The sequence below is a fragment of the Nonomuraea mangrovi genome, assembly GCF_042681425.1.
Taxonomy (GTDB): domain Bacteria; phylum Actinomycetota; class Actinomycetes; order Streptosporangiales; family Streptosporangiaceae; genus Nonomuraea; species Nonomuraea mangrovi.
In genome coordinates, this window is record NZ_JBHUFV010000096.1 from 65,417 (window position 1) to 91,148 (window position 25,732).

At 71.3% G+C, this 25,732-nt stretch carries 20 protein-coding genes; 9 read left to right on the plus strand and 11 right to left on the minus strand.

Annotated features, from left to right (window positions below; translation table 11 throughout):
* Window positions 1-59: 59 nt before the first annotated feature.
* Complete coding sequence (locus ACFSKW_RS50825) at window positions 60-425, minus strand: VOC family protein (protein ID WP_379582375.1); 366 nt, start codon at window positions 423-425, stop codon at window positions 60-62.
* A 44-nt stretch (window positions 426-469) separates the two neighbouring features.
* Window positions 470-1,123 (minus strand): class I SAM-dependent methyltransferase, encoded by a 654-nt coding sequence (locus tag ACFSKW_RS50830; protein ID WP_379582377.1) that lies wholly within the window; start codon window positions 1,121-1,123, stop codon window positions 470-472.
* Between the two features lie 166 nt (window positions 1,124-1,289).
* On the opposite strand from ACFSKW_RS50830, the gene ACFSKW_RS50835 reads away from it, so the two are divergent.
* The 4 genes from ACFSKW_RS50835 to ACFSKW_RS50850 all read left to right on the plus strand — a co-directional run bounded on the left by ACFSKW_RS50835 (window position 1,290) and on the right by ACFSKW_RS50850 (window position 5,128).
* Complete coding sequence (locus ACFSKW_RS50835; protein ID WP_379582379.1) at window positions 1,290-2,426, plus strand: acyl-CoA dehydrogenase family protein; 1,137 nt, start codon at window positions 1,290-1,292, stop codon at window positions 2,424-2,426.
* Entirely contained in the window at window positions 2,423-3,943 is a 1,521-nt protein-coding gene (locus tag ACFSKW_RS50840; RefSeq protein ID WP_379582381.1) for an amino acid adenylation domain-containing protein, read from the plus strand. The genes ACFSKW_RS50835 and ACFSKW_RS50840 overlap by 4 nt, the downstream gene beginning before the upstream one ends.
* A complete protein-coding gene (locus tag ACFSKW_RS50845; RefSeq protein ID WP_379582383.1) occupies window positions 3,925-4,212 on the plus strand; it encodes an acyl carrier protein in 288 nt (95 codons plus the stop codon). The genes ACFSKW_RS50840 and ACFSKW_RS50845 overlap by 19 nt, the downstream gene beginning before the upstream one ends.
* A gap of 76 nt (window positions 4,213-4,288) precedes the next feature.
* Window positions 4,289-5,128 carry an alpha/beta fold hydrolase gene (locus tag ACFSKW_RS50850; RefSeq protein ID WP_379582385.1) on the plus strand — a complete coding sequence of 280 codons (840 nt, stop codon included), beginning with the start codon at window positions 4,289-4,291 and terminating at the stop codon, window positions 5,126-5,128.
* On the opposite strand, the gene ACFSKW_RS50855 is transcribed toward ACFSKW_RS50850, so the two are convergent.
* Together ACFSKW_RS50855 and ACFSKW_RS50860 are read right to left on the minus strand one after the other, a co-directional pair.
* Window positions 5,098-6,306 carry a cytochrome P450 gene (locus tag ACFSKW_RS50855; RefSeq protein ID WP_379582387.1) on the minus strand — a complete coding sequence of 403 codons (1,209 nt, stop codon included), beginning with the start codon at window positions 6,304-6,306 and terminating at the stop codon, window positions 5,098-5,100. The two genes, ACFSKW_RS50850 and ACFSKW_RS50855, sit on opposite strands and share 31 nt — an antisense overlap.
* Window positions 6,299-7,072: a thioesterase II family protein gene (locus tag ACFSKW_RS50860; RefSeq protein ID WP_379582389.1), complete on the minus strand. Its 774-nt coding sequence runs from the start codon at window positions 7,070-7,072 to the stop codon at window positions 6,299-6,301. Before ACFSKW_RS50860 ends, ACFSKW_RS50855 begins: the two co-directional genes overlap by 8 nt.
* 90 nt (window positions 7,073-7,162) lie before the next feature.
* Here ACFSKW_RS50860 and ACFSKW_RS50865 point away from each other — a divergent pair, with 90 nt between their 5' ends.
* On the plus strand, window positions 7,163-8,005 hold the full coding sequence (locus ACFSKW_RS50865; protein WP_379582391.1) for a DUF7065 domain-containing protein: 843 nt from the start codon (window positions 7,163-7,165) through the stop codon (window positions 8,003-8,005).
* A 67-nt stretch (window positions 8,006-8,072) separates the two neighbouring features.
* Here ACFSKW_RS50865 and ACFSKW_RS50870 read toward each other — a convergent pair whose 3' ends face one another.
* The gene (locus ACFSKW_RS50870; RefSeq protein ID WP_379582392.1) at window positions 8,073-9,176 is read right to left on the minus strand and encodes an XdhC family protein; all 1,104 of its coding nucleotides are present in this window, start codon (window positions 9,174-9,176) and stop codon (window positions 8,073-8,075) included.
* Between the two features lie 72 nt (window positions 9,177-9,248).
* On the opposite strand from ACFSKW_RS50870, the gene ACFSKW_RS50875 reads away from it, so the two are divergent.
* Window positions 9,249-10,784 carry a GMC family oxidoreductase gene (locus ACFSKW_RS50875; RefSeq protein ID WP_379582462.1) on the plus strand — a complete coding sequence of 512 codons (1,536 nt, stop codon included), beginning with the start codon at window positions 9,249-9,251 and terminating at the stop codon, window positions 10,782-10,784.
* Here the strand turns inward: ACFSKW_RS50875 and ACFSKW_RS50880 are convergent.
* Together ACFSKW_RS50880 and ACFSKW_RS50885 are read right to left on the minus strand one after the other, a co-directional pair.
* On the minus strand, window positions 10,717-13,542 hold the full coding sequence (locus tag ACFSKW_RS50880) for a molybdopterin-dependent oxidoreductase (protein ID WP_379582394.1): 2,826 nt from the start codon (window positions 13,540-13,542) through the stop codon (window positions 10,717-10,719). The two genes, ACFSKW_RS50875 and ACFSKW_RS50880, sit on opposite strands and share 68 nt — an antisense overlap.
* Entirely contained in the window at window positions 13,535-14,353 is an 819-nt protein-coding gene (locus ACFSKW_RS50885) for an FAD binding domain-containing protein (RefSeq protein WP_379582395.1), read from the minus strand. Before ACFSKW_RS50885 ends, ACFSKW_RS50880 begins: the two co-directional genes overlap by 8 nt.
* A 169-nt stretch (window positions 14,354-14,522) precedes the next feature.
* Between ACFSKW_RS50885 and ACFSKW_RS50890 the strand changes: the two genes are divergently transcribed.
* Together ACFSKW_RS50890 and ACFSKW_RS50895 are read left to right on the plus strand one after the other, a co-directional pair.
* Window positions 14,523-15,785, plus strand: a complete 1,263-nt coding sequence (locus ACFSKW_RS50890; protein ID WP_379582397.1) for a cytochrome P450 — start codon at window positions 14,523-14,525, stop codon at window positions 15,783-15,785.
* Entirely contained in the window at window positions 15,782-16,834 is a 1,053-nt protein-coding gene (locus ACFSKW_RS50895) for a phosphotransferase family protein (RefSeq protein ID WP_379582399.1), read from the plus strand. The genes ACFSKW_RS50890 and ACFSKW_RS50895 overlap by 4 nt, the downstream gene beginning before the upstream one ends.
* A gap of 8 nt (window positions 16,835-16,842) precedes the next feature.
* Here ACFSKW_RS50895 and ACFSKW_RS50900 read toward each other — a convergent pair whose 3' ends face one another.
* The gene (locus ACFSKW_RS50900) at window positions 16,843-17,118 is read right to left on the minus strand and encodes an acyl carrier protein (protein ID WP_379582401.1); all 276 of its coding nucleotides are present in this window, start codon (window positions 17,116-17,118) and stop codon (window positions 16,843-16,845) included.
* 159 nt (window positions 17,119-17,277) lie between these two features.
* On the opposite strand from ACFSKW_RS50900, the gene ACFSKW_RS50905 reads away from it, so the two are divergent.
* Window positions 17,278-18,948: an AMP-binding protein gene (locus ACFSKW_RS50905; protein ID WP_379582403.1), complete on the plus strand. Its 1,671-nt coding sequence runs from the start codon at window positions 17,278-17,280 to the stop codon at window positions 18,946-18,948.
* On the opposite strand, the gene ACFSKW_RS50910 is transcribed toward ACFSKW_RS50905, so the two are convergent.
* Genes ACFSKW_RS50910 through ACFSKW_RS50920 form a run of 3 tightly spaced genes read right to left on the minus strand, consistent with a single transcriptional unit; the run spans window position 18,917 to window position 25,687 of the window.
* On the minus strand, window positions 18,917-20,116 hold the full coding sequence (locus ACFSKW_RS50910) for a cytochrome P450 (protein WP_379582405.1): 1,200 nt from the start codon (window positions 20,114-20,116) through the stop codon (window positions 18,917-18,919). The genes ACFSKW_RS50905 and ACFSKW_RS50910 overlap by 32 nt on opposite strands.
* Before the next feature lie 13 nt (window positions 20,117-20,129).
* Window positions 20,130-21,173: a hypothetical protein gene (locus ACFSKW_RS50915; protein ID WP_379582407.1), complete on the minus strand. Its 1,044-nt coding sequence runs from the start codon at window positions 21,171-21,173 to the stop codon at window positions 20,130-20,132.
* Entirely contained in the window at window positions 21,170-25,687 is a 4,518-nt protein-coding gene (locus ACFSKW_RS50920; RefSeq protein WP_379582409.1) for a non-ribosomal peptide synthetase, read from the minus strand. Before ACFSKW_RS50920 ends, ACFSKW_RS50915 begins: the two co-directional genes overlap by 4 nt.
* Window positions 25,688-25,732: the final 45 nt, after the last annotated feature.

Sequence of the window (25,732 nt, forward strand, 5' to 3'; positions counted from 1 at the left end):
GGCTCGTTCCGGCAGCCTGTGGTGATCGTCGGCGGGAATCTTCAGACGTCGGCGGGAATCTAGGACCGTGACGTGGCGATCTGCCACGTATTGCCCCAGCTGTCCCGGACGGTCGCGCGCCGGTCGCCCCACGGCATGTCCTCGGGCTTCTCCTGCACGCCGGCCCCTGCCGCTACGGCGCGGGCGAAGACGGCGTCGGTGTCGTCGACGTAGACCATGAGGAAGGCCGGCGCGGCCGCGTGCACTCCCCCGCCATCGCTGACCATGACGAGGGAGTCGCCCAGGCGCATCTCCACCGGGCGATCGCCCTGGACCTCGCCCTGGGCGCCGAACACCTGCCGGATGAACCCGACGAGCCCCGCCGGGTCGCCGGTGATGATTCGCGGCGTGACGGTCGGCCGGTGCCAGGACTCTGAGGTTCCCATCGTGATCACCCTTGATTCTCTCGTCGCCGGGCGGGCCCGAGCGCCTAGGCGCGCTTGATCGTGGCGAGCCAGGCCGGCGCACCGTCAGGTTGCTGTCTGGTCTGGACCAGGTCCGGTTCGATCGCGATGACATCCCACCCGAGACCGAACGCCGCTCTCAGCTCTTCCCTGCTGACGGGGTGCGGGCCGGGCTCCTGGCCATGGTCGCCGAAGCACAACACGTACAGGGTTCCGCCGGGCGCGGTCACCGACGCCAGACCTGCGACGTACTCCAGCCGCTCTTTGTCGTCGAAGGCGTGGAAGAGGCCGCAGTCCAGCACCGTCTCGAACTGGCGGCCCAACGTCTCGAGGCGGAGCGCGTCGGCCGCGGCGAACTCGGCCTCGATCCCGCGCTCGCGCGCCTTGCCCCTGGCGATCTCCAGGGCCGTCACGGCCACGTCCACGCCCAGGACCTTCAGACCCAGCGAGGCGACGTGGAGGGCGTTGTCACCGCTCCCGCAGCCCGCGTCGAGCACCGTTCCGGTGATCGCACCCTCGGCCGCCAGACGGACGATCGCCGGCTGCGGCCCGCCGATGTCCCACGGCGCTGGGCCGTCGTGGTAGGACGCGTCCCACGGCTCTCCCGCCTGCCGTTCGTGACTGGTCAGGGGGCGGCCGCTGAGAGGATCTTCGGCTGGGGTTCTCGATCGCTCGGACAACCTTGCCCTCCTTAGAGCCCGATCCTGCGGACCCATCATGGCACGCCGCCGCTGATCCGACCTAGGTATGCGCCGACACGCTCGACAGACGGTGGCCCCTGTGCCACATTGCCAACGTCTTGTCGGCCACCGTGCCCTTCTTCGCCTCTGACGAGATGGTGCAAGCATGGATTTCGACCTCAGCGAAGCACAGCGCAGGCGCTATGAGGAGGTACTCGCGGGCGTCCGCGGGCAGGGTCCGGGCCTGGCGGAACCGCGCGTGCCGTTCTCCCGCGCCGAATGGTCGGCGACCGCCGGCCTCGGCGTGACGGGTCTGTGCCTGCCGGCCGAGTACGGCGGCGGCGGCCTGGGCGCCTTGGACACCGCGCTGTGCCTGGAGGCCTTCACCGAGGGCGGAGCCGATACGGGCCTGGCCTTCGCCGCCAGCGCCCACCTGCTGGCCTGCGCGGTCCCTGTGCGTGACTACGGCGCCGACCCCCTGCGCGCCGAGTTGCTCGAAGGCATGGCCGGCGGGGCGCTGGTCGCCGCGAACGCGATGACCGAGGACGGGGCCGGATCGGACGTCGGGAAGCTGGGTGCCACGATCGTCCGTGACGGCGACGAGTACGTGCTGGACGGCGTGAAGTCCTTCGTCAGCAACGCCTCGGCCGCCGATGTGTTCGTCGTCTACGGGACCTCCGATCGGGAAGCCGGTTTCCTGGGCCAGACCGCTTTGGCGGTGCCCAGGCATCTGCCTGGCATCAAGGTCGGCGAACCGTTCACCAAGATGGGCCTGCATGCCTGCCCGGCGGGGCGGGTGGAGTTCTCCGGATGCCGGGTGCCGGTGCGATACCGGCTCGGCGCTGAGGGCCAAGGCCACACGATCTTCAAACACTCGATGACCTGGGAACGGAACTGCCTGTTCGCCATCTACCTGGGCCAGATGCGCCGCCAGCTCGACGACTGCGTGGCCCACGCGAAGCGGCGCCGGCAGTTCGGCCGGCCCATCGGCGCTTTCCAGGCGGTCTCGCACCGGATCGCCACGATGACCCAGCGGCTGGAGTCGGCGAGGCTGCTCCTCTACCGGGCCTGCTGGCTCCTGGACCAGGGCAGACCGGACACACAGGCGACCGCGCTGTCCAAGCTCGCTGTCTCGGAGGCGACGGTGGCCAACAGCCTGGACGCCATCCAGATCTTCGGCGGCCTCGGTTACCTCGCGGGCACCGGGAGCGAGGGACAACTGCGCGACTCGGTGCCCAGCGTCATCTTCTCCGGGACCAGCGATATCCAGCGGGAGATCATCGCCAATGGAGCCGGGCTATGACCCTGCACCAGCTGGCCATCGATGCGGCGGCCCGGTACCCGGAGCGGCCCGCCGTGGCCGGTGCCGGCGGCGTGCTGCTCTACGCCGACCTCGACCGCCGGGCCAACGCCCTCGCCGCCAGGCTGCGCGAAGCCGGCGTCGCCCGGGGCGATCGCGTGGTCATCTGGGCGGAGAAGTCGCCGCACGTGGTGGCGGCCATGCAGGCCGTGCTCCGGCTGGGCGCCGCGTACGTGCCGGTGGACCCGGCCGCCCCGGTCGCCCGCTGTGCCGCGGTGGTGCGTGACTGCGGCGCGCGGCTGGTGTGCGGCGACGGGCCGCGGCTGTCGCTGCTGTCCGGCGAGTACGGCCCTGCCCCCCGCCGCCTGGATGTCACCGAGGCGGTGCCGGGCGGCGCGGATCCCGTCAACGAGCCCGCTGACGGCGACGACCTGGCCTTCATCCTCTACACCTCCGGTTCCACCGGCGTGCCGAAGGGCGTGTGCATCAGCCATCGCAACGCCCGGGCGTTCGTGGACTGGGCGGCGGCCGAACTGGCCGCCGCGCCTGCCGACCGGTTCGCCAACCACGCGGGACTGGCCTTCGACCTGTCGGTCCTGGACCTCTACGCCGCGTTCACGAGCGGCGCCATGGTCCATCTCGTCCCCAGCGACCTGGCCTATTCGCCGAAACGCCTGGTCGAGCTGCTGCATGAGCAGCGGATCAGCGTGTGGTACTCGGTTCCGTCGGCGCTGACCCTGATGATCCGCGAAGGCGGCCTGCTGGATCGGCCGGCGCCGAGCACGCTGCGCGCCCTGCTGTTCGCCGGCGAGCCCTTTCCCATCACCCAGGTACGCCGGCTGGCCGCGTGGAGCCCCGCGCGGCTGCTCAACCTGTACGGCCCGACCGAGACCAACGTGTGCGCCTGTCACCAGGTCGAGCCCGCCGACCTGGAACGTGACCGCCCTGCGCCCATCGGCGTCGCGGCCAGCGGCGACACGCTCTGGGCCGTCAGAGCCGACGGCGGCCGCGCCCGGCCGGGCGAGGAGGGCGAGCTGTGGGTCGACGGGCCGAGCGTGATGCTCGGCTACTGGGGACGCGAACCGCAGCGTGGGCCTTATCCCACGGGTGACATCGTCCGGGTGCTGCCGGGAGGCGCCTTCGACTACGTCGGCCGGCGCGACCTCATGGTGAAGGTGCGCGGGCACCGGGTGGAGCTGGGTGACGTCGAGTCGGCGCTGACCGCCCACGCCGATGTCGACGAAGCCGCGGTCGTCGTGGTCGGTGACGGCCCGGACGCGCGGCTTGAGGCGTTCGTGGTGCCCGTGGCAGGCCGGGCTCCCGGGTTGCTGGCGCTCAAGCGGCACAGCGCCGGGCGCCTCCCCCCGTACATGATCGCCGACCGGATCCACCTGGTCACCGGGCTCCCGCGCACCGGGAACGGAAAGGTCGACCGGGCCGCGCTCGGCAGTGGAGCCCATCACAACCCCGCCGGCGGGGAGACAGCAGGAAGGGAGGAAAGGTGGCCGACGACCAGATAGTGTCCGACCTCCTCGTGTTCATCCGCACCCAGTTTCTCGATGGTGATCCCGCGGGCGAGCTGACCGACGACACCCCGCTGCTCGCGTGGGGCGTGCTCGATTCGTTCAAGACGGCCAGGCTCGTAGCCTTTATTCAGGACGAGCTTGGTTCACCGATCCCGCCGGAGCAGCTCAATGCGACGAATTTCCACGACATCCGCAGCATCGCGGAGCTGGTTCGCTCGAACGGTGGCCGCGCCGGCGCAGCCCGGGGAGGCGGCCTGCCGTAAGCCGTCCCACCTGATCGCGAGCCGGTAGATGAATCAGGACATCGGCGCCGCGGCCGCATCAGGGAGCTCTCACTACGTGGACCTGCCCGCCGGCCGGTTCCACTACCGCAGATGGGCACGGGACATCGGCGCTCCCACCGCGATCCTGGTGCACGGCAACGGCGGCACCTGGGCGACGTGGTCCAGGGTCGCACCGGCGCTGAACGCTGCGGACATGGACGTGTTCGCCCTCGACCTGCGCGGCAACGGATCCAGCGTCAAACCGCCCGTCGGCTCGTACGGCCTGCACGACGCGGCCGCCGACCTGCATGACTTCATCGATGCCCTGAGCATCCGCGCACCCCTGCTGATCGGGCACTGCTGGGGTGCCGCGATCGCTCTCGCGCTGGCGACAGGCGCCCTGAGCGATCGGGTTCCTCCCTCCCTCAGCGGCCTCGTCCTCGAAGAGCTGCCCCCCGACATGGCCTCCACGCGCTCCCAGCCGGTCGTCCAGGATTTCCTGCGCCTGATGCGCAGCCCTCGGGAGTACGCGGAGAAATGGGTGGACCTGGTGTGCCGCGACTGGCACGTCGTCGATCGCCGGAGCCTGCTGGAGAACGTCTACAGCGCCGATCCGGACGTCTACCTCAGCACGATCGACGACGGCGCCGCCGCCGGCCCGCTCCTTCCCCTCCTGGGGCGGTTGGCGGAACCCGCGCTGGTCCTGCGCGGGAGTCCCGGGCGCGGAGGCATGCTGAGCGATGTGGACTGGCAGCTCGCCCTGAAGCACCTCCCCCACGGCTCCAGCGCGAACGACGTCGCCGGCTGCGGACACGAGATCCACCGGGGTGACCATGCCACCTTCATGCGCCTGGTAACGGGGTTCCTGCACTCCTGCGATGGGTGTCAGGAGAACACCACGGGCAGCGCGCTGTAGCCGAACAGGAAGTTCGAGTAGACCCGCTTCGGCTCCCGGGCGAGCGCCATCTCCTCGACCGACGCCCGCAGCGCCTCCAGCAGGATCCCGAGTTCGAGCCTGCCGAGCTGGGCACCGACGCAGAAGTGTGGTCCGTACCCGAACGCGAGATGGCGGTTCGGCTGCCGTGCGGGGTCGAAGGTGTCCGGCGCCTGGAAAACCGTCTCATCCCGATTGGCGGAGATGTTCCACAGTGTCACGACGTCGCCCTCGTCGATCCGTTGCCCGCGGAAGTCGACAGCTCGTCTGGCCCGCCGCCCGACGTGCATGGCAGGCGTGGCCCAGCGCAGGACTTCCTCGACCGTCGACTCGATGCTCACGTCACCCGCACGCACACGACGCCATGCGTCCGGCCGCGCGCAGAAGGCGAGCACCCCGCAGATGGCGGACATCCGGCTGGACTCGTCTCCCCCGATCAGCAGGCTGTAGCAGTTGTAGACGATCTCCTCGTCGGTCAGCGGCCTTCCGTCGTCGGGCCGGTGGGCGATCAACTCGCTCACCACATCGGTCCCGGCGCTCTCCCGCCGCTCCTGGACCACCTCGGTCAGGTACGTCAGGATCTCGGCACGGGCCAGCAGCGCGTCCGACTCGGTGGCTCCCCGCGTGTCCGAGCTCAACGCCTCTTTGTTCCATTCCAGCAACTGGGCGCGATCACCCTCGGGGACACCCATCAGATCGCAGATCGTGCCCATCGACAGCCGCTCGGCGACCTCGGCGGCGAAGTCGAAGGGCTCGCCGGAGGCCATCCTCCGCACCAGCTCGAGCGCACGGGCTCTGAGCCTTTCCGCCAGGGCGCTCATCGTCCTGGGCCGCAGCGCGTCGACCAGTGCCGCACGCATGCGCCGGTGGCCCGCGCCGTCGGTCACCGCCAGCATGGAGCCGGCGGCCGAGTCGCCGCCCGCCGTCAGCGTCGAGAGCACGTTGCCGCCGTCGGAGCCGAACCGGGTGGGGTCCTTGTAGACGGAGACCACGTCCGCGTAGCGGGTCAACACCCAGAAACCACGCGGGTGACGGTACACCGGCGCCTCGCGGCGCATCGTCCGCCACAGCGACGTCAGGTCGTAGTCGACGAAGGTGCTCGGATCGAGAAGGTCGATCTCGCGCAGCTCCCGCATGGTCAGGCCGGCGGTGTCAATCACGGGAGGCCTCGAAGGTGGACGACCGTGCGCCGGGACGCCGGGGAGGGGTGGCCGCCGACGCGTGCCGCGCGACCTCGGCCGCGATGTCGCCGACGTGATCGGCCAGATAGAAGTGCCCTCCGGGAAACACCCGGACGGCGAACTCCGACGCGGTGTACTCCTGCCAGGCGTCGATCGAAGCGCGCGACAGATCCTCGTCGTCCCGGCCCAACATGACCGTGACCGGGCAGGGCAGGCGGGTACGGCTGGGCCGGTAGGAGGCGTCGGCGCGGAAGTCGGCGCGGAACTGAGGGGTCAGCAGTTCGCGCCAGTCGGGATCGGCCGCGATCTCGGTCGGCGTCCCGCCTAGCCGGACCATCTCCTCCCAGATCGCCGCGTCGGTGCGCGGCGGGCTGACGCGCTGGTGGTGTGGCGCCTCCCGGGCGGAGATCAGCACGGCCTGTGGTGGCGATCCCGCGCCGGCAAGCCGTACCGCCAGCTCGAACGCGACAGCGGCGCCGAAGCTGTGCCCGAACACGATCACCTCTGGCCGGCCGGCCACCTCGTCGGCGATCATCGCACTCAGCTCGTGGACGTCGCTCACGCACGGCTCGTCGAGGCGGTCCCCGTGCCCGGGGTACTGCACCGGCACAACCTGGATCGTGGGAGGGAACCGGCGCGGCCAGTCCCGGAAGTACGCGGCCGTCCCGCCGGCATGCGGACAGCAGACCAACCACGTGGCATGCCCGGACGCCTCGCCCAGGGGCCTCAGGCTGCCGTCATTCACGGTCGAATTTCAGCAGGATCGGCTGCCCTCCACAACGGCCGCGCTTCCACCCACCCCTGGCCGGCGAGGCTCCTCTACCGTGTGGGGGACATGGACTCCGAGCAGAACGCCGTAGGTGCGGCCCCGGCCGGCGTGCACCGGCCCGGCACCGACCGCCTGTGGGGCGAGTCGTGGTATTTCGACTTCGCCGCGGTGGACGGTTCCGCCGGCGGCTTCGTCCGGGTCGGGGACTATCCCCGTCTGGGCCGGCGCTGGTACTGGGCCTACGTGGTGGCCGGCGCGCACGCGACCGGGCACGCGCTGGATCTCCCCTTGCCCACCCTCAGGGACGTCCCCTGGGAGGCGGCGGACCCGGCGCTCCGGTTCGTGGCCGAGCCGGCCGCGGGCGGCTGGAGCATCGCCGCGGGCGGCGACGGGTTCGGGCTGGATGTCACCTGGCGGGAGCAGGCTCCCGAGTACGGCTACGCGCGTGGCAGCAGGATGGAGCAGCCGGGCTGGGCGGTCGGCGAGGTGACCCTCGATGGACGGTCGTTCCCGCTGGACGGCCCCGGCCAGCGGGACCACTCGTGGGGTGTGCGCGACTGGTGGCGGATCGGCTGGACGTGGTGCGCGGGCCGGCTTTCCGATGGCACCCGGTTCCAGGCCACCCATCTGGACGCGCGTGGCCGGATCCCGCCGGACGGCTACCTCATGGCGCCGGGTGGCCCGCCTGAGCCCGTACGCGACGTCGCCGTCGGCGCCGACGCACTGCGGATGAACGACACCCTGCTGGAGTTCGCGGACGTCGCTCACGTCACGATCGACCTGCGTTCGCCGGACGGCGAGCAGAGCCGGCTGCGACGGGCGATGACCAGGGTGCGGGCCGGTGCGACACGGCACGGCATCGGATGGCGGGAGCGCAACATGCCCGAGCGCGCGGCCCGCCGTGCCTGACTGAGAGTTTTCCTCACTCGCGCGCCGAGGTTCCCGTGCCGGCCGGCGGCGCATCGACGCGCCGGTCTCAGCTCGCCGGACCGTGGATACGGCCCCGCGTCCGGGACAACGACCTGCCGGAACCGCCCCAGCGCGTCTGGATGAGCTCGGCGGCGATCGACACCGCCGTCTCCTCGGGGGTTCGCGCGTGCAGGTCGAGCCCGATCGGCGAGTGCAGGCGGGCCAGCTCCTCCTCGGCGACCCCCACCTCTCTCAACCTGGCAAGACGATCGTCGTGCGTGCGCCGGCTGCCCATCACGCCGATGTAGCCGGCCGGCGTCCGCAGCGCGACCTGGAGCAGCGGCACGTCGAACTTCGGGTCGTGGGTGAGAACGCAGATCGCGGTCCGTTCGTCGACGGTGATCTCCTTGAGATGGTCGTGTGGCCATCGGACCACCACCTCGTCCGCGTCCGGGAATCGTTTGGCCGTGGCGAAGACCCCGCGCGCGTCGCACACCGTCACGTGATAGCCGAGGAACTTGCCGACCCTGGCGACGGCCGCCGCGAAGTCGATGGCGCCGAACACCAGCATCCGGGGCGGTGGCGCGAAGGACTGCACGAAGACCGAGACCTCGTCCATCCGACGCTGGCCGTCAAGCCCGTAGTGGCGTTGACCGGTGAGACCTTGCGCGAGCATGCCCTTGGCGTCGTCGTCGATCGCGTAGTCGAGTCCCGGCGAGCCGAGCGAGCCGCCGGCCCGGTCCGCCCAGATCACCCGTCGCGCGCCCGTCTTCCCTGCTCCGTTGACGACGGTCGCGACGGCGACCGGTTCGTGCGCCCTCACCGAATCGGCGACCGCGCGCAGCTCGGGGAACATCCGCCGGTTCACCTGTTCCACGTACACGTGCAGGATTCCGCCGCAGGTGAGGCCGACCGCGAACGCGTCGTCGTCGCTGAAGCCGTACTCCTCGTACGACGGCTCGCCGGTCTCCATGACCTGTTTGGAGGCCTCGAAGACGGCCCCCTCCACGCATCCTCCTGAGACACTGCCGACGACCTCGTCCTGCGCCGAGACCGCCATCGCCGCGCCGGGCTGCCGAGGTGCGCTGCGGAACGTGTGGACGACCGTCGCCAGGCCGAAGGTCATACCGCTGTCGTACCAATCGAGAATCGGTTCGAGGATGTCACGCATGATTCGTGTCCTTCGCGCAGCAAGTGCTCGCTACCACGATCAGTCTGGTGGCGGAGGGCTGAGAGCGCCATGATGTGCACCGTGCCAGCCGGAGACTGCGGGGTTCCGCGAGCCGCCGATGTCGTGGTAGTAGGGGCAGGAGCGGCCGGTGCGGTGGTAGCCGCCCGGCTCTCTGAGGCAGGTTCAGCGGACGTGCTGCTGGTCGAGGCAGGGCCGGACTATCGCAGCGCCGACGCCCCTGCCGCGGTGCGGGGAACCGACATCGGCAGGGCGCTGGCCATGCGTTCCTTGCGCTGGCCTGGGCTGCTGGCCCGGCTCACCGAGCACCAGCCGCCGCGCGCCTACGCGTGCGGGCGGGGTGCGGGCGGAAGCTCGGCGATCAACGGCCAGCTCGCGGTGCGCGGCACGCCGGCCGACTTCGACGCCTGGGTACGAGCCGGCTGCGCCGGCTGGTCCTGGCCGGCCGTACAGCCTGCGTTCGTCCGCCTCGAACGGGACATGGACTTCGGCGGCCACCCCGGCCACGGCTCGCGCGGCCCCGTGCCGATCTCTCGCGTGCCCGCTGACCGGCGCGGGCCGGTCAGCACGGCCCTGTACACCGCCGCGGTCGGACTCGGCCACCCCGAGCATCGCGACCTGAACGCGGAGGGCAGCACCGGGATCTCCCCGGCGGCGTGGCATCGCCGGGACGGCATGCGCGTCTCCAGCAACGACAGCCACCTCGAACCGGCCAGGAGCCGCCCCCGGCTGCGGGTCGCCGGCCGGCACCTGGTGTCGCGGGTGCTCTTCTCCGCCGGCCGGGTGCGCGGCGTCGAACTGGCCGCCGAGGGGCACCGCGAGGTGGTGTCCGCGCCGGCTGTGGTGCTGTGCGCCGGCGCGGTGTACTCCCCCGCCATCCTGCTGCGATCGGGGGTCGGTCCAGCGGACCGGCTCGGCGCGCTGGGCATCGAGATCGTCGCCCCGCTTCCCGGCGTCGGCGCAGGGCTGAGCGACCATCCCGCGGTGATGCTGGGCTTCCGGCTGACAGAGGCGGCCGCCGCGCGGTCGCTGGAGACCGATTCAGGCTGCTGCCTGTTGCGCGCGGGCCGGGCCGACGACATCCAGGTCCTCCCTCTGGATCGGACGGTCGGCCCCGCCTCCGGCGGGCTGATGGTCTCGCTCATGCGGCCCGAGTCCACCGGCAGCGTACGGCTGCGCAGCCGGGATCCTGCCGACGACCCCTCGCTCGACCTTCGCCTGCTCAGCGATCGCGGCGACCTGGACCGGCTGCGCGACGCCGTCCTGCACGCCGCCGAGTTACTCGATCACCCCGCCTTCCGCGAGGTCGTCGAGGGCCGCCAGGCACGGCCGGACGGAGCCCTCGACCAGTGGCTACGGGAGAACTGCCGCACGCTGTACCACCCCTCGGGCACCTGCCGGATGGGGCCGGCCGGCGAGGGGGGAACCGTGGTGGACGAGGAAGGGCGCGTCCTCGGGGTGGACGGGCTGTGGGTGGCCGACGCCTCGGTGATGCCGGTGCCGTGTGGCGTACCGCCCTATCTCACGACGGTGATGGTGGCCGAGCGGCTGGCCGCGGCGATCCGGAACGGGCTTCTGCGAGCGCGGTGAGGATTCTCTCCGGGTCGAGCGGTGTCCGGTCCACGCGCGCGCCGACCAGCGCCAGGGCGTCGGCGACGGCGTTGAACACGCATGCCAGGGCGCCTGCCGCACCGCCCTGGCCCATGCCCTTGTGACCGCCGGGCGTCGGGGAGGGGGTCTCGATGTGCAGGAAGTCGATCGGGGGCGCCTCGGTCGCGGTGGGAAGGACGTATTCCGCCAGCCCGAGCGTCAGCGGCCGGCCCTGCGCGTCGTAGCGCACCTCCTCCGACAGCGCGCCGCCGATGCCCTGCAGCACCCCGCCCGCGATCTGCCCCTCGACGACCTTCGCATTGATGATCTTGCCGCAGTCCTCGGCGACGACGTACCGCTCGATCCGCACCCTCCCGAGGTCGCGGTCGACCTCCACCACGCAGCCGTGGCAGGCGTTGGACCAGGTCATCATGGGCGCCTTGTAGTGGCCGAAAGCTTCGAGCACTCCCGGCGCCGCCCCGAGCCCTTCCGCGGTCTCCTGGGCCGTGGCCGCCTTGGCCAGCTGGGCCCAGGACAGTGCGACGCCCGGGTTCAGGCGGTCCACGAGCACCCCACGGCGCGACTCGACGCGGCCGGCGGGGACGTCGAGGAGTTCGGACGCGAGCTGCTTCGCCGTCACCAGCAGCTCGGCGGCCGCGGCCCTGCACGCGCTGCCGGTGATCACCGCGGTGCCGCTCGCGCCGGTGCCCCGGCCGTACGGCGTGGCTCCTGTGTCGCCCTGCACCACCCTGACGTCGCCCAGGTCGAGGTCGAGTTCGGCGGCCACGACCTGGGCCATCGTCGTTTCGACGCCCTGGCCGCCCGCGCCGGTCGCGAGGAACGCGGTGACCGTGCCATCCTGTTCCACGCGCAGCCGCGCGGTGTCCCTGTCGATCGGCTCCATGGTGCCGATGCTGGACGGTTCCAGACCCATCGCGAGCCCGATGCCGATCAGGCGGCCCTCCTCCTCCAGCAGCGTCCGCTGGCGTCGTCGAAGCCCCGGATGGTCGAGCCACCGCGCGACCTGCTCCAGGGTTTCCGCCGGGGTCACGTGGTCGAGGACCAGCCGCGTCGGCATGGTGTAGGGCAGCTCGTCGGCGGTGAGCATGTTGCGGCGGCGCAGCTCCAGGGGATCCAGCCCGACCGCGCGGGCCACCTCGTCCACCATCTGCTCGCGTGCGACCGTGGCGAACGCCCACGGCCCGCGATAGGCGCCGCGCGGGCAGGTGTTGGTGCGTACCGAGCGGAAGCGGAAGGCGTGCAGGGGAACCCGGTAGGGGCCGGTGAACATCATGCCGACGAACGGACCGGCCTTCCCGACCACGCCGGTCGGGTAGGCGCCGGTGTCCTCGAGATGGTCGAGGTAGGTACCGAGGAAGTGTCCGTCCTGGTCCAGCGCGAAGGTCGCGGCGCCGATGTCCATCCGGGCGTGGCCGGACGCGGTCAGGTTCTCCTGCCGGGTCTCGATCCACTTGAGCGTACGGCCGAGCACGCGTGCGGCGAGAGCCACCGTCAGCTCGTCGCGGCCGGTCCAGACCTTCAGCCCGAAGCTGCCGCCCACATCGCGGGCGGTGACCCGCACCCGCTCGGCCGCCACCCCGGTCACCCTGGATATCGCCAGCTTCGCCTCGTGCGGATTCTGCGTCGACATGGACGCCACCAGTTCCCCGGTGTCCGGGTCGTAGGAGGCCACCACACCCCGCGGCTCCAGCGGCGCGTTGGTCTGGCGCTGCTGGCGGGAGGTGACGCGCACGACGTGCGGCGAGTCTTCCAGCGCGCGCCGGAGCTTCGGCCGCACCGGAGAGGCCAGCTCCTGGCAGAGGTTCGATCCGGCCTCCGGGTACACCAGGCCCGCGGTGTCGTCCACCGCGGTCTCCGGCTCGAGAATGGGGGGCTGCGGCTCGATCTCGACCTCGATCAGTTCCAGCGCGTCATCGGCGACATAGCGGTCACGCGCCACGACCAGGGCCAGCGGCTCCCCCGCGTAGTGCACCCGGTCTCCCGCCAGCGGCCGCAGGGGCGGCTCGTCGGTGCCCAGCAGGGGTGTCGGCACCATCGAGCCGGCGTGCTGGTTGAGGTCGTCGGCTGTGAACACCGCGACGACCCCGTCGAGCGCCCGCGCCGCGCCTGCCTCCACGCGCGCGATCCGCCCGGACGCGACGGCGCTCCGCAGGAACGCGGCGTGCAGTGTCCCGGGCGGGGACACGTCGTTCACGAACTCGCCGCGCCCGGCGAGCAGGTGCTCGTCCTCCCGCCGCCGCGGAGCCCCCGTTTCGTCCTGCGCCGGTGGCGAGGCCGGGCCGGCGGAGGAAGCGCGGGCGACCGCCTTGACGATGGTGGCATATCCGGTGCAGCGGCACAGGTTCCCGCACAGCCCGCTGCGGATCTCCTGCTCGCTCGGCGCGGCCTGCTCACCGAGCAGTTCCGTGCCCCGCATCAGGATCCCGGGCGTGCAGTAGCCGCACTGGATGCCGTGCTCGGCGTGCAGGGCCTCAGCCAGCGGCGACCCGCCGCCGAGGCCCTCCGCGGTCCGGATCTCAGCGCCGTCCGCCTGCACCGCGAGCACCAGGCAGGACAGGACCGTGGCGCCGTCCATCGAAACCGTGCACGCCCCGCAGACACCTTGCTCGCAGCCGATGTGGGTGGCGGTGAGCCCGCACTCCTCGCGCAGAAAGTCCGCCAGCGTCGTACGGGACGTCGTGTCGGCGCGCAGCCGCCGGCCGTTCAGGGTCATCTCGACGGAAATGCGCTCAGCCATGCGTCACCCCGTTTCGTACCGTCGCCACCACCCGCGCGACCGCGCCACGGGCCAGCACGTGCCGGGAGGCCGCACCGGTGCCGTGCGGGTCCAGCCCGGCCACGGCCGCGTCCGCGACCTCATCCGGTGGCGCGCCCCTGGCCAGCGCCGCTTCCGCCGCCGCCGGTCGCACCGGCGTCGGCGCGACGCCGAACAGCACGAGCCTGCAGGTGTCGCCGCCGAGGACCGCCACCGCGCCGGCCAGCGCGAGACCGGGCCGCGGGGAGATCTTCTCGATGGCGCACGCCGAGTCGGACGGGGGGAACTCCACAGCGGCGAGCACCTCCGCGCCGCTCAACGCGGTCTGGTGCGCACCGAGGAAGAAGTCCTCGGCCGGCACGCTCCTGACCCGCGATCCGCGCAGTTCTACGCGGGCTCCCAGCGCGACCGCCACAGCGGGCAACTCGGCGGCGGGATCCGCGTACGCCAGCGCGCCGCCCACGGTGGCCCGGTTGCGCACCTGGACCGGCCCGGCGAGCGCCGTCGCCCGGGACAGGAGCGGCGCTGCGCTACGGACCGCCGGGTCGTTCTCGAGCTGACGCAGCCGGGTCAGCGCGCCGATCCTCAACCGGTCCGTCCGGCTCACGAAGGACAGCTCCGGCACCCGATTCAGGTCGATCAGATGCCCGCCGCGCACCTTCCGGCTCGCCATCAGCGGCATCAGCGTCTGCCCGCCGGCGAGGAGCCTGGCCTGGTCGCCGTGTTCCGCCAGCAAGGCGACGGCGTCCTCGGTGCAGGTGGGGGCGTGGTAAGCGAATGGGGCAGGTTTCACGTCGTGACCGCCTCCCGGATCGCCTCGGACGTTAGCCGTCCCGGAAAATGGCGGTCAAGGATCACGTCCTCATGTGGCGGGATGACCGAGGGCGAACGTTTGCCGCCTGCCGCGGCGCGCGGCCATCCTTTACGCGGAGCTACCGCGACCACCGAGAAGGGACCGTCCTGTGCTCGGACTTGCACAGCGTGCGGTGGACCGGCAATGGCGGCTTCCGATAGGTCCGCTCGCCGGCCGGTACAACCCGTACGACCCGGCGTACATCCGCGATCCGTATCGGCAGCTCGACCGGCTGCGCGCGGCCGCACCCGTCTACCACAGCAGGGTGACCGGTTCCTACGTGATCAGCAGCTACGCGCTGGCGTCCGAGGCGCTCCTCGACCGCAGCTACAGCAGCAACCGCGGGCTCGACACCTCGCTGCGCAGCCGCATGTTCTTCCGCCTGGCGCGCTTCACCCCCGTCGAGAGGAACGCGCTCGACAACACGCTGGGAGCCGTGCCGGACGAGGTGCACCAGCGCATGCGCAAGGCGATCGCCCACGACTTCGGCAGGCGGCGGATCACGGAGCTCCTCCCCCGGATGGAGTTCTGGGTGGACAAGCTGCTCGACGAGGCCGCCGGCCGCCAGGAGTTCGACCTCATCGAGGACTTCTCGGCCAAGCTGCCGGTCCTCGTCGCCGCCGAGCTGCTCGGGTTCCCGCCGCAGGACGCTCGTAAGCTCCAGGAGTGGTCGGACAGCTATCTGGTGCTGGTCGACCCCCTGATCAAAGGCGCCGGCATCGCGAGGATGAATGCGGCCTTCCACCAGTTCGACCCGTATGTCGTCCAGACGTTGGACCGCAAGCGCGCCGAGCCAGGCGACGACCTGATCACCCGGCTCCTGGAGCGCCACCGCGACGGGGAGTTCGACGACGTCCAGCTCCGCGTCCTGATCATGATGCTCATGATCGCCGGGCATGAGGTCATCACCAACCTCATCGGCAACGCCGTGGCCGCCCTGCTGCGCTTCCCGGAACAGCGCAAGCTGCTGACCGACGACCCGGACCTGATGCCCTCGGCGATCGAGGAGTTCGTCAGGTACGAGTCGCCGATCCAGGCTGCCTGGCGGATCGCCACGGAGGACCTGGAGATCGCCGGCGTGCGGGTTCCCGCCGGGCGGGCGGTCACGGTGCTGATCGGAGCGGCGAACAACGACCCGGCGGAGTTCGACGAGCCGCGCCGGCTCGACCTGGCACGCACCGACAACCAGCACATCGGCTTCGCCCTCGGCTCGCACTATTGCGCGGGCCCCTGGCTCGCGCGCGTCGAAGGGGCGGCAGCGCTGTCGCGACTGCTCGAGCGCTTTCCCGGCTTCCGCGGTGACGCGAGCCGGTTGAGGTGGAAGCCCGCCGCAGGACTGCGCGGGCTCTACGCGTTACCCCTCGTCCTGTGAGAGCACTGCGATCCATCGAGGAGATGACCCCGCAGTGGTGCTCGGCGGCCCTCTCCGGATGGATCGGTTCCGCCCGGGTGACCGACGTCGCCGCCACCGCGGTGGGCACGGGTCAGATGGCGGACACCTACCGGGTACGGCTGAGCTACCGGCCCGCGGGCGCCGGGCCGGCCACCTGTATCGCCAAGCTCGCCTCCGCCTCGCCCGCGACCCGCACGGCGGCCAAGGTGACCCGTGCGTACGAGATCGAGGCGCGCTTCTACCAGCACCTCGCGCCCAGATTGCCGGTGCGCAGCCCGCGCTGCTACGTCTCCCGCTATGACGAGCGGACCCAGGCGTTCACCCTGCTCCTGGAGGACGCGGGCGACGGCCGCGTCGCCGATCAGGCAGCGGGATGTGCTCCCGGCGAGGTGGAGCGTGCCGTGGACCAGCTCGCGGCGCTGCACGGGCCGATGTGGGGCGACCCGGCGCCGGCCTCGCTCACCTGGCTGCCGCGCCACGACGGCCCGGACGCCGCCTGGATGGCCTCCCTGGTCCAGCGCGTCCACCCCCGCTTCCTGCGCCGGTTCGGCGACCGGCTGAGCACCCAGGTCCTCGACCTCCTCGATTTCTTCGTACCGAGGGTCGAGCGCTACCTTCGTGATCGCCCCGGCCCGCGAACAGTGGTCCACGGCGACTTCCGCGCGGACAACCTCGTCGTCGACGAGGGCCGGATCACCGTACTGGACTGGCAGACCGCCGCGTACGAGCCCGCGGCCACCGATCTCGCCTACTTCCTCGGCGGCAGCCTCGACGTCCCGCGGCGGCGGGCGATCGAGCGAGCCGTGGTACGCCGCTACGTTCGCGCCCTGGCGGACCACGGCGTCAAGCTGCGGGTGGACGACTGCTGGCGCGACTACCGCAGGTACGCCTTCGGCGGTCTGCTGACGAGCATCGTCGCCTCCACGCTGGTGGCTCGGACCGATCATGGCGACGGCCTGTTCGCCATCATGGCGAACAGGCACGGCATGCACGCCATCGACCTGGGCTCGGACTCGTTTCTGCGCTGACGCCTGGCTCAGCCCTCGGCGCTCGCCCGCAACAGGTCGAGAACGAGGTCCTCGACCTCCTCGACCGTGGTGATGTGCTGCACCTGGGCCTGGTCGAGCGGAGGCAGATCGAACTCGTCCTCCATGGTGAAGCCCAGTTCGAGCAGCGCGAGCGAATGGTATCCGAGGTCCTCGATCAGCCTGGTCTCGCTTGCGCGAACGCCCTCGGGGTTCGGCGCCACCTGCAGGATGATCGATCGGATTCTGGCTCGAACGTCTTGATCGGCTCTGGCTTCGCTGCTCATTCAGTCTTCGCCACCGTTCTCATCCTCGGCCGGCTCCGGCATGCCCTTGCGACAGCGGACCGTTTAGCGCACATGATGCCTGAACCGCTGCTGATCCGACATCCTGCCCCTAACGCCCGAGCATCTCCTGCGTCCGACGCCACGAAGGAAGGGCCCGAAGTGATTGCCAATCCGCTCATCTCCTGGATCGACGCGCCGGCGGCACACCTGGGTATCCGCTTCCTGCGGGGCGGCGAGTGGGAGTTGTGGACGTACGCGGACCTCGCGGGCCTGGCGCGCAGGATCGCCGGAGGGCTGTCCGCCTCGGGCGTCGGGCACGACGACCGCGTCGTCATCGTCGAGCCCACCGGGCCCGACTTCGTCGCGACGCTCTACGCCGTCATGCTCGCCGGGGCGATCCCCTGCCCGGTCGCACCGCCGTACCTCTTCCAGAACGCCACGCTGTACGCCCGGCACCTCCACGCGATCCTCGACATCGCGCGGCCGGCCCTGGTGGCCACCGCGTCCGACCTCGTGGAGCGGCTGGACTTCGACTGCCGGGTCAGCACCACGTCCGAGCTCGCCGCCGTCGGCGGCAGCGTGGACCGCCCGCCGGCGAGCGCGGCGTTGCTGCAGTTCACCTCGGGATCGAGCGGGCGGGTCAAGGGTGTGCGGGTGCCGGTCTCCGCCCTCGCCGCCAACGTGGCGGCCATCGGCAGCTGGCTGGAGATGAGTGAAGGCGACGCGACGGCGTCGTGGCTGCCGGTGCACCACGACATGGGGTTGATCGGGTGCCTGCTGACACCTGTCACCAACCAGCGCGACCTGTGGCTGCTGGAGCCGGCCGAGTTCATCCGCGACCCGGCCGGCTACCTGGCCTGCTTCGGCGCGCACGGTGCCACGATGACCGCGATGCCGCCCTTCGGCCCCGAATACATCCTCCGCCGGTTGTCGGCCGAGTCCCTCGCCGGGTTGGACTTCTCCGGCTGGCGGGCCCTCATCGTCGGTGCGGAGCGCATCGACATCGACGTGCTCGATCGGTTCACGGCGCTGCTGAGCCCGCTCGGATTCGATCGGCGCGCGCTCCTGCCTGCGTACGGGCTGGCGGAGGCGACCCTCGCCGTCACCGGGCTGGCCCTGCGCGAGGAGCTCACGACGATTCCGGTCGTGCCGCAGGAACTGCGGCTGGGCAAACCGGTGGCGTCGGCGGGCAAGGACGTGCCGCGGGTGGTCGGGTGCGGGCGCGCTCTGGACGGCGTCGAGGTCACGGTCGTGGACGAAGCGGGCGACCCGCTGCCCGACCAGCATCTGGGGCAGATCGTGATACGCGGCGCCTCGCTGGCCGAGGGGTACTTCAGGCGCGGAGGCTCGACGAGCCCCGCCGACGAGGGCTCGACGGGCCTCACGGAATGGCGCGACGACGTGCTGTGGACCGGCGACGCGGGCTTCCTGGACGACGGGCAGCTGTTCGTCATCGGCCGCCTCGGCGATGCCATGAAGGTCCGCGGCCGCACGGTCTTCGCGGAGGACATCGAGAGCGCGCTGCTCGAGGCAGGCGTGCCGCGGCTGCGCGCGGCCGTACTACTCGGCTCGCGGGCGAGTGGCGCGACGGGCGTGGTCCTCCTCGAACGGCCCGCCGCCGAGTGGATCGCGGCTGCGGCGGCGACGCTGCGGCGCATGACGGAGCACGCGTCGTACGTGATCCTCGACGTCCCGCGCCGATCGATCGCGCGGACGACCAGCGGCAAGCCCAAACGAGGTGACATGTGGGCGTCGTACGTCGCAGGGGAACTCGACGGAACCGAGGTCGTTTCCCCCGTCAGGACGGGTGGACCAGAAGCGGCACGCTGAGGTAGGAGCGGAAGTTCGGGGTGTGCCGCCGTACGGCGGGACCGGCAGGCTCCATGGACGCGAAGCGCCTGGCCAGGAACGTGAACACCGACGCCGCCTCCGCCCGGGCGAGCGCCGCGCCGAGGCACAGGTGGATCCCTCCGCCTCCGAAGCTGAGGTGCGGATTCGGATGGCGGGTCACGTCCAGCTCGCCCGGCCGCTCGAAGCGGGCCTCGTCGTGGTTGGCCGAGCCCAGGTGCAGCACGAGGACCCGGCCCGGCCGGATCATCCGCCCGCCGATCTCGACCGGCCGGTGCACCAGCCTGCTCTTCACCTGGACGGGGGCGTCGAACCTCAACAGCTCCTCGACGGCTCTGGGGACCAGTCCCGGGTCGTCGCGAAGGATCGCCATCTGACCCGGGTGGGCCGCGAGCGCGGCGCAGCCGTTCGACAGCAGGTCGGTCGTCGTCGCGAAGCCGGCGAACAGGAGGAACACCACATTGTCGATCAGGGCTTGCCGGCCGGCCACAGCCGGATCGACCTGGCGCAGCCGGGAGATCAGGTCGTCGCCGGCGGCGCTTCCCCTCGCTTCGAACCGGGCGCTCACCAGCTCCCGCATCCACACCAGCGCCTCGACCGTCGCCGCTCGTTCCGATTGCGCCAGGTAGGTGGCGAAGGCCTGCGACAGCGTCCTCGCCCGCGGGCGTACCGCGTCGATGTCCTCCGCTTCCAACCCCACGAACTCGGCCAGCACCCGGATCGGCAGCCTGTCGGCCAGAACCGTCACCGCGTCGAACCTGCCCCCGTCGGCGACCGGCGCGAGCAGATCGGCGACCAGCGCGTCGATGCGGCGACGCCGCCGCCGCACCGCCGGGGTGGTGAACTCGGGGCCGAGGAGGCGGCGCAGCACCGTGTGCGCGGGCGGGTCGCGGTTCAACATGACGTGCCCGAAGAAGTCCGCCAGGGGCCCGTCGCCGAGCGCGATCCGGTGGTATTCCCTGTCGAACTCCGCGCCGAGCCGGTCGTCGCCGACCAGCGGGGCCACGTCGGCGTACCTGGTCACCACCCATTGCGCCGGGCCTCCCCTGCACAGCGGCCCGGCCTCGCGCAGCCGCCGGTAGCCGGGGTACGGATCGTCGAGCACCGCGAACTCCACCGCGTCGTACTTCGGCGGCAGGGTGACGGTCACGGAGTCTGCCCCGTCATATCGTGCCCTCCTCCGGCTCCAGCGCATCCACCGGAGCACCCGCCTCGAAGATCCGGAACCCGGTCACGGCGTCGGCGGCGAGCAGCCGCTCCCTGGCCCACGCGGGATCGAGCACGTCGGCCGCGAAGTGCAGGCCGGGGGCGACCGCGCCCTCCAGTACGGCCAGGGCCGTCATCGCCGCCGTCGCCCCGGTCAGCTCGCTGGAGCCCCGGCCCGACAGGACGATCGTCGGCATCGTCGGCTCGCCGCGCAGCTGGAACACCAGGCGGTGGTAGCGCGAACGCCCGAAGGCGTCCAGCTCGCTGGCCCTGACGACCGCCTCCGCGTCCACCGCGTCACGCTGGGCGGCGACCAGGGCCGCCCGCAGCCGCCTGCCAGGAAAGACCGAATAGAACACGAGCTCGGCGAGGTGGAGGCGGCTCGCGAGCCGCTCCATCTCGGGACTCAGGAACGGCACGCCGCTCGCCGGTTCCGAGAAGTGCGGAACATCGCCCTCGATGACGGGGACACCGGCTCGCTCCACCCGGGAACCGCCGCGCCACACGGCGAACGTACGGCCGGCCGACCTGTCCACGGCGGCCAGGTAGTCGGTGGCCGCCGCGATCGTGAACAGGTCCTGTCCGCCGACGTAGCAAACCAGCCGGCCGCCAGGTTCCGTCACGAGCAGTCGCGGGAGCAGCCCGGTCAGGCCGGGCAGCATGCCGGCCGACAACACGACCGGCTCGGCGCAGGATCTGTCCGACAGCAGCGTGTGGAGCGGCTCGTCCCCATCCGGGTCGATGTAGGGGATGCCCGCCCTCGCCGCCGCGTCGGCCACCGCCACCCTGTTCCGAGGCGGCGAGCCTGTGCAGTTGACGACCAGGCTCAATGACGCGCAGAACCGGTCCAGCCCGGCCGGTTCGTCCCCGTCGACCACGACGTCCGCCTGCGCCGGATCCCGGCCGGCGACCACGATCGGTCCCAGCCCCCAGGCCCGTAGCTGCGCCACCGCGGCGCGGCCGACGGATCCGTACCCGCCGATGACCCCGATCGCGGTCATGGGCCATCTCGAAGGTATGCGGCCAGCGCCATCACGGACGGACCCTCCAGCAGGACTCGGAGCAGCGTGTTGAACGACAACGGCTTCGCCTCCAGGACCCGCTCGATGAGCAGCCCGGCCGCCTGAGAGGCGAGCAGGGAGTCCCCGCCGAGCTCGTAGAAGCCTTGGGAGCGTCCCACCGCCGGCAGGTTGAGCACTTCGCAGAGCAGGACCGCTATCCGGCGCTCGAGATCGTCTGCCGGCCCGTCGGCCGACAGGTCCGCGACCCCGGCCTGCTTGGGGATCAGGCCACGCAACCTCTCCCTGTCGACCTTCCCCGTGGCGGAAGCGGGCAGCCGGTCCAGGATCTGCACCAGGCTGGGCACCATCGCGGGCGGCAGTCGCCCGGCGGCGGCCTCGGTGATCTGCTGCGGCCGTAGCGGCACGCGGTCGGTCTTGACCTGCACGCCGTACACGTACAACCCGATCTCGGTGAAGGCGTCGTGCTCCCCGGGGATGGCGAACACCAGCTCGTCGCCGAGCAGCCTCAGCCAGTCCGGGTGCGACACGAACGTCTGGTCCCGGCCGCGCCTCATGTCGGCGAAGTCTTCGCCCTGGCCGAGCAGCAGTTCCATCGAGGTCATGATCTGGTAGTGGTCGCGGGTCATCTCGGCGAACAACAACCAGCCCCCCGGAGCCAGGAGCTCACGTACCGCAGCGAGGCTTTCGCCGACATGCCTGGTCGCGTGGAAGACGTCGCCCAGGACGACGACGTCGAAGGAGTTGGGCGCGAATCCCTGGGCGCGGAAGTCGGTGTTGATGTCCAGGATCGCGTAGCGCACCCAGGGATACTCCCCGAAGGTCTCCTTGGCCCGGTTGAGGAAGAACTGCGACAGGTCGGTGAAGGTGTACTCCACGTCGAAGTCGGCCAGGGCCGGGATGACGTCCATGCTGGTGCCGCCGACTCCGGCGCCGATCTCGAGCACGCGCAGCGGATGCGCGGCGTCGGCTGCGACGGCCGTGACCGCGGAGGTGAGGACCTCGTTGGCCCAGCGGTTGAACAGGGTGACGTTGTACAGCGACTCACCGATGTCCATCCTGCCTTCGGGGAACAGCAGCTGTACGGCGTCGCCCCCCTCGCTTCTGAGAACCTCGGACAGGCTTTCCGTAGACGCCTTGAAGTAGTCGTGGACCTTGGCCGAGGCAGGGTCCAGCCGCGCGACCAGATCGTCCACCTCGCACCAGCCCGCCGCTATGGCGGACGGTTCGACGTGGAGAGCCGCGCGATAGTGACCGGCTCCCTCCTCGACCAGCAGGCCGTGGTCGGTCAGCACCCGGACCCAGCGGCGAACCACCCGATGGTGTTGTGGCGGCGCCTGAGTCCCGGCGAGGATCCGCTCCAGCGAGTGCACCTCCCCCAGGTCCTGGAACAGGCCGTCGTCCTGGAACGTCCGCAGCATGCACAACAACGCGAGCTCGTCCAGCCGCCGGAGATAGGCGACGTACTGGGCGCGGTCGACGTCGGCAGCGCCGGCGTCGGCCGTCGCGGCGGCCGTCTCGGCCACGGCGGACGCCGGCTCGGCGGCGCCGCGGGCTCGGGCCGCGGGCTGGACGAACGCGACCAGCCGTCGATCCCTGGCATCGTCCACGATCACGGCCGCGTTGCCGACCTGCGGATCGGCGGCCAGTGCCGCCTCGACCTCGGCGAGCTCGATCCGATGCCCCCTGATCTTGACCTGGTCGTCCTGCCTGCCAAGGAACTCGATGTTCCCGTCCGGCAGGTACCGGCCGAGATCGCCCGTCCGGTAGAGCCGTTCACCGGTCAGCGGGTGCACGACGAACCGCTCCGCCGTGAGCCGGGGGTCGAGGTAGCCCTCGGCGACACCCGCGCCGCCGATGAAGATCTCCCCCGTCACACCGTCCGGGCATGACTGCCAGCGCCGGTCGAGCACGTGCATCTGCTGGTTGGACAGCGGTTTACCGTACGGGATGCTGCGCCACCCCTCCTTGACGGCACCGATCGGGTAGTGGATCGACCAGATCGACCCCTCTGTCGCCCCGCCGAGGCTGATCAGCTCGAGGCCGGGAACGAGGCGGCGGATCCGCTCGGGCAGGCTCACGGGGATCCAGTCGCCGGACAGGAGCGCCACCCGCAACGACGAGACGTCAGCGCCGGACGCGGAGAGGAAGTCGGCCATCATCTGCAGGTGAGCGGGCACCGAGTTCCACAGCGTCACCCTGCGCCTGGCGATCAGCTCCGCCCAGTGCGCGGGCAGGCCACGCCGGTCGTGGTCGGGCACGACCAGACAGCCACCGACGGCGAGCGGACCGAACATGTCGTAGACCGAGAGATCGAAACCGAGGTTCGCCAGCCCGAGGATCCTGTCGCCTTGACCGACTCCGAACCGCCGGTTCACGTCCTCCACCGTGTTCAGCGCGCTTCTGTGGCTGATCCGCACGCCCTTCGGCGACCCGGTGGAGCCGGACGTGTAGACGACGTAGGCGAGGTCGGGGACGGGCCGCGCGAGCGCCTCACGGCAGAACGAGGCGAGGTCCACGTCCGTCTCGCGCCCGCCCGGCGCGTCGACGGCCACGACGGTCGATCCGGCCGGCCAGGACGTCCCCGCGCGCAGATGTTCCTGCGTCACCACGGTCGTGACACCGGCGTCGGACAACATCCGGTCGCGGCGGGCGGGCGGCTGGTTGGTGTCGATCGGCAGGTACGGCGCGCCGGCCAGCAGGATGCCGAGCACGCCGATGAGCTGGTCGGGGCCGCGATCGGAGATCATCGCGATCGGCGTGTCGGGCCGCGCGCCCGTACCCGTCAGCTCTACGGCGAGGCCGACCGCCCGGCGGAGGACCTCGTCGTAGCTCAGGGTGCCCCAGGAGCCGGCGACGGCGGGGAGATCGGGTGTGCGGAGGGCCTGGCGGACCACAGGCTCGTGGAGCAACCGGTGCGCGGGCAGGTCGGGTGCGGCGGTCGCGTTCGCCGCCCGGCGACGCTCGGACTGAGCGTCAGGCAGCGGCACGAGCACCGGCCGCTCCCAGCCGTCGTCGCCGTCCGCCAGGCTGTGCAGCAGGCCTTCGAAGGCCGCGAACATGTCGTCGATCAGCCCGTCAGGGAAGATCCCCTCGCGAACATCCCAGTTGACGAGCAACGCGTCGTCGGCCACCAGCGTCTGGCAGTCGATCCACACCTGCGGGGTCTGGGTCAGGCCGTGCACCAGCGTGGCGTCCCGCCAGAACGCCGACTCCCCGTCGAGCGCGAGGGCGCTGGTGAACACGATCGGCATCAGCGCCTCGCCGCGTCCCCTGCGCGACCCGAGCTCACGCAACACCTCGACGCCGGAGCAGGCCATGTGGTCCAGGTCCATCCACAGCTGCGCCTGCAGCGCGCGCGCCGCCTCGGTGAAGGAGTCAGCCGCACGTGGCCGCACCTCCAGCAGGTCCACGGAGGAGAAGTCGCCGACGATCCGGTCGACCTGCGGGTGCACCGGCAGCCGGTTGAGCATGGTCACGCCGAGCGTGAAGCGGTCCTGCGACGTCCAGCGTGCGACCGTCTCCGCGTAGGCGGCCAGCACGGCACCCGACGGCGTCAGTCCGCGGCTCGCGGTCAGCTCTCGCAGCCGCCGCCATTGCGCGGGAGCCAGCCGGGCCTGCCACCGGTGGAAGCGGGCGTGCCCGCGCTTGCGCGGGTCGGCCCTCATCGGCAGCCTCGGCGCCTGCGGAAGATCGTCGATCCGTGCCCACCAGTAGTCACGCGCGCGGCGGTGACCCCGCCGATCCGCAAGGCGCGTCTGCGCCGCGAGGTAGTCACGGAAGGTGAGATCCAGTGCGGGCAGCGGTTCGTCTGGGGCCTGGCAGAGCTGGTGCAACTCGTCGAGCAGCAGTTGGACGCTCATGAAGTCGGCGATCAGCAAGTCGAACGAGAGGTGCAGCACCGAGCGCTGCGCCGTCAGCGACAACCTGACGTCGAACATCGGCCAACGGCCTGGCTCATACGAGCGGTCGCACATCTGCTCGCGAACCGCGGACACGTCTTCCGCCGCTTCGGAACGCAGGTCCACAACGGGAATCTCGAAGGCGGGAGCGTGGGACAGTACCTGCTGGAATCCCCGCTCATCGACCACTGCCCGCAACATCGGGTGCCGCTCGATGAGCTGCCGCCAGGCGGCGGGCAGCCGTCGCGGGTCGACGTCGGCGAGGTCGGCTTCGAGATAGACCTGGCAGCCCACACCGCCGTAGTCCAGGCCGTCGCTTCGCCCCAGCAGGTAGGCGGTTTGCATGTCGGTGAGCGGGAAGGGCTCGCCGGCGTTGGCCGGGTCCGCCACGAGCAGGCTCGGGCCGACGTCCTGCCTCAGGTACTCCAGCAGCGTCGACCGGTGCTGCCGCAGCTCCGCTCGGTCGTCATCGGTCAGCACCCCGCGGGGCGCTCGAAACCGCAGTTCACCGGCTTCCGCCCAGAGCTGGACACCGACCGCCTCGAGCCGATCGACCAGTTCGGCGGGGTGGGCGTCTGACTCGATATCGCTCACGCCCGTCCTTTCTCGCGTGTCCGGTGTGCACTGTAGAACGCGTCT

Excerpts from the sequence above, each read along its gene's own strand:
- ACFSKW_RS50840 (WP_379582381.1), top strand. The coding sequence starts at position 2,423 with ATGACCCTGCACCAGCTGGCCATCGATGCGGCGGCCCGGTACCCGGAG.
- ACFSKW_RS50880 (WP_379582394.1), bottom strand. The coding sequence starts at position 13,542 with ATGGCTGAGCGCATTTCCGTCGAGATGACCCTGAACGGCCGGCGGCTG.
- ACFSKW_RS50915 (WP_379582407.1), bottom strand. The coding sequence starts at position 21,173 with ATGACCGCGATCGGGGTCATCGGCGGGTACGGATCCGTCGGCCGCGCC.
- ACFSKW_RS50875 (WP_379582462.1), top strand. The coding sequence starts at position 9,249 with ATGTGCACCGTGCCAGCCGGAGACTGCGGGGTTCCGCGAGCCGCCGAT.
- ACFSKW_RS50870 (WP_379582392.1), bottom strand. The coding sequence starts at position 9,176 with ATGCGTGACATCCTCGAACCGATTCTCGATTGGTACGACAGCGGTATG.
- ACFSKW_RS50825 (WP_379582375.1), bottom strand. The coding sequence starts at position 425 with ATGGGAACCTCAGAGTCCTGGCACCGGCCGACCGTCACGCCGCGAATC.
- ACFSKW_RS50900 (WP_379582401.1), bottom strand. The coding sequence starts at position 17,118 with ATGAGCAGCGAAGCCAGAGCCGATCAAGACGTTCGAGCCAGAATCCGA.
- ACFSKW_RS50835 (WP_379582379.1), top strand. The coding sequence starts at position 1,290 with ATGGATTTCGACCTCAGCGAAGCACAGCGCAGGCGCTATGAGGAGGTA.
- ACFSKW_RS50865 (WP_379582391.1), top strand. The coding sequence starts at position 7,163 with ATGGACTCCGAGCAGAACGCCGTAGGTGCGGCCCCGGCCGGCGTGCAC.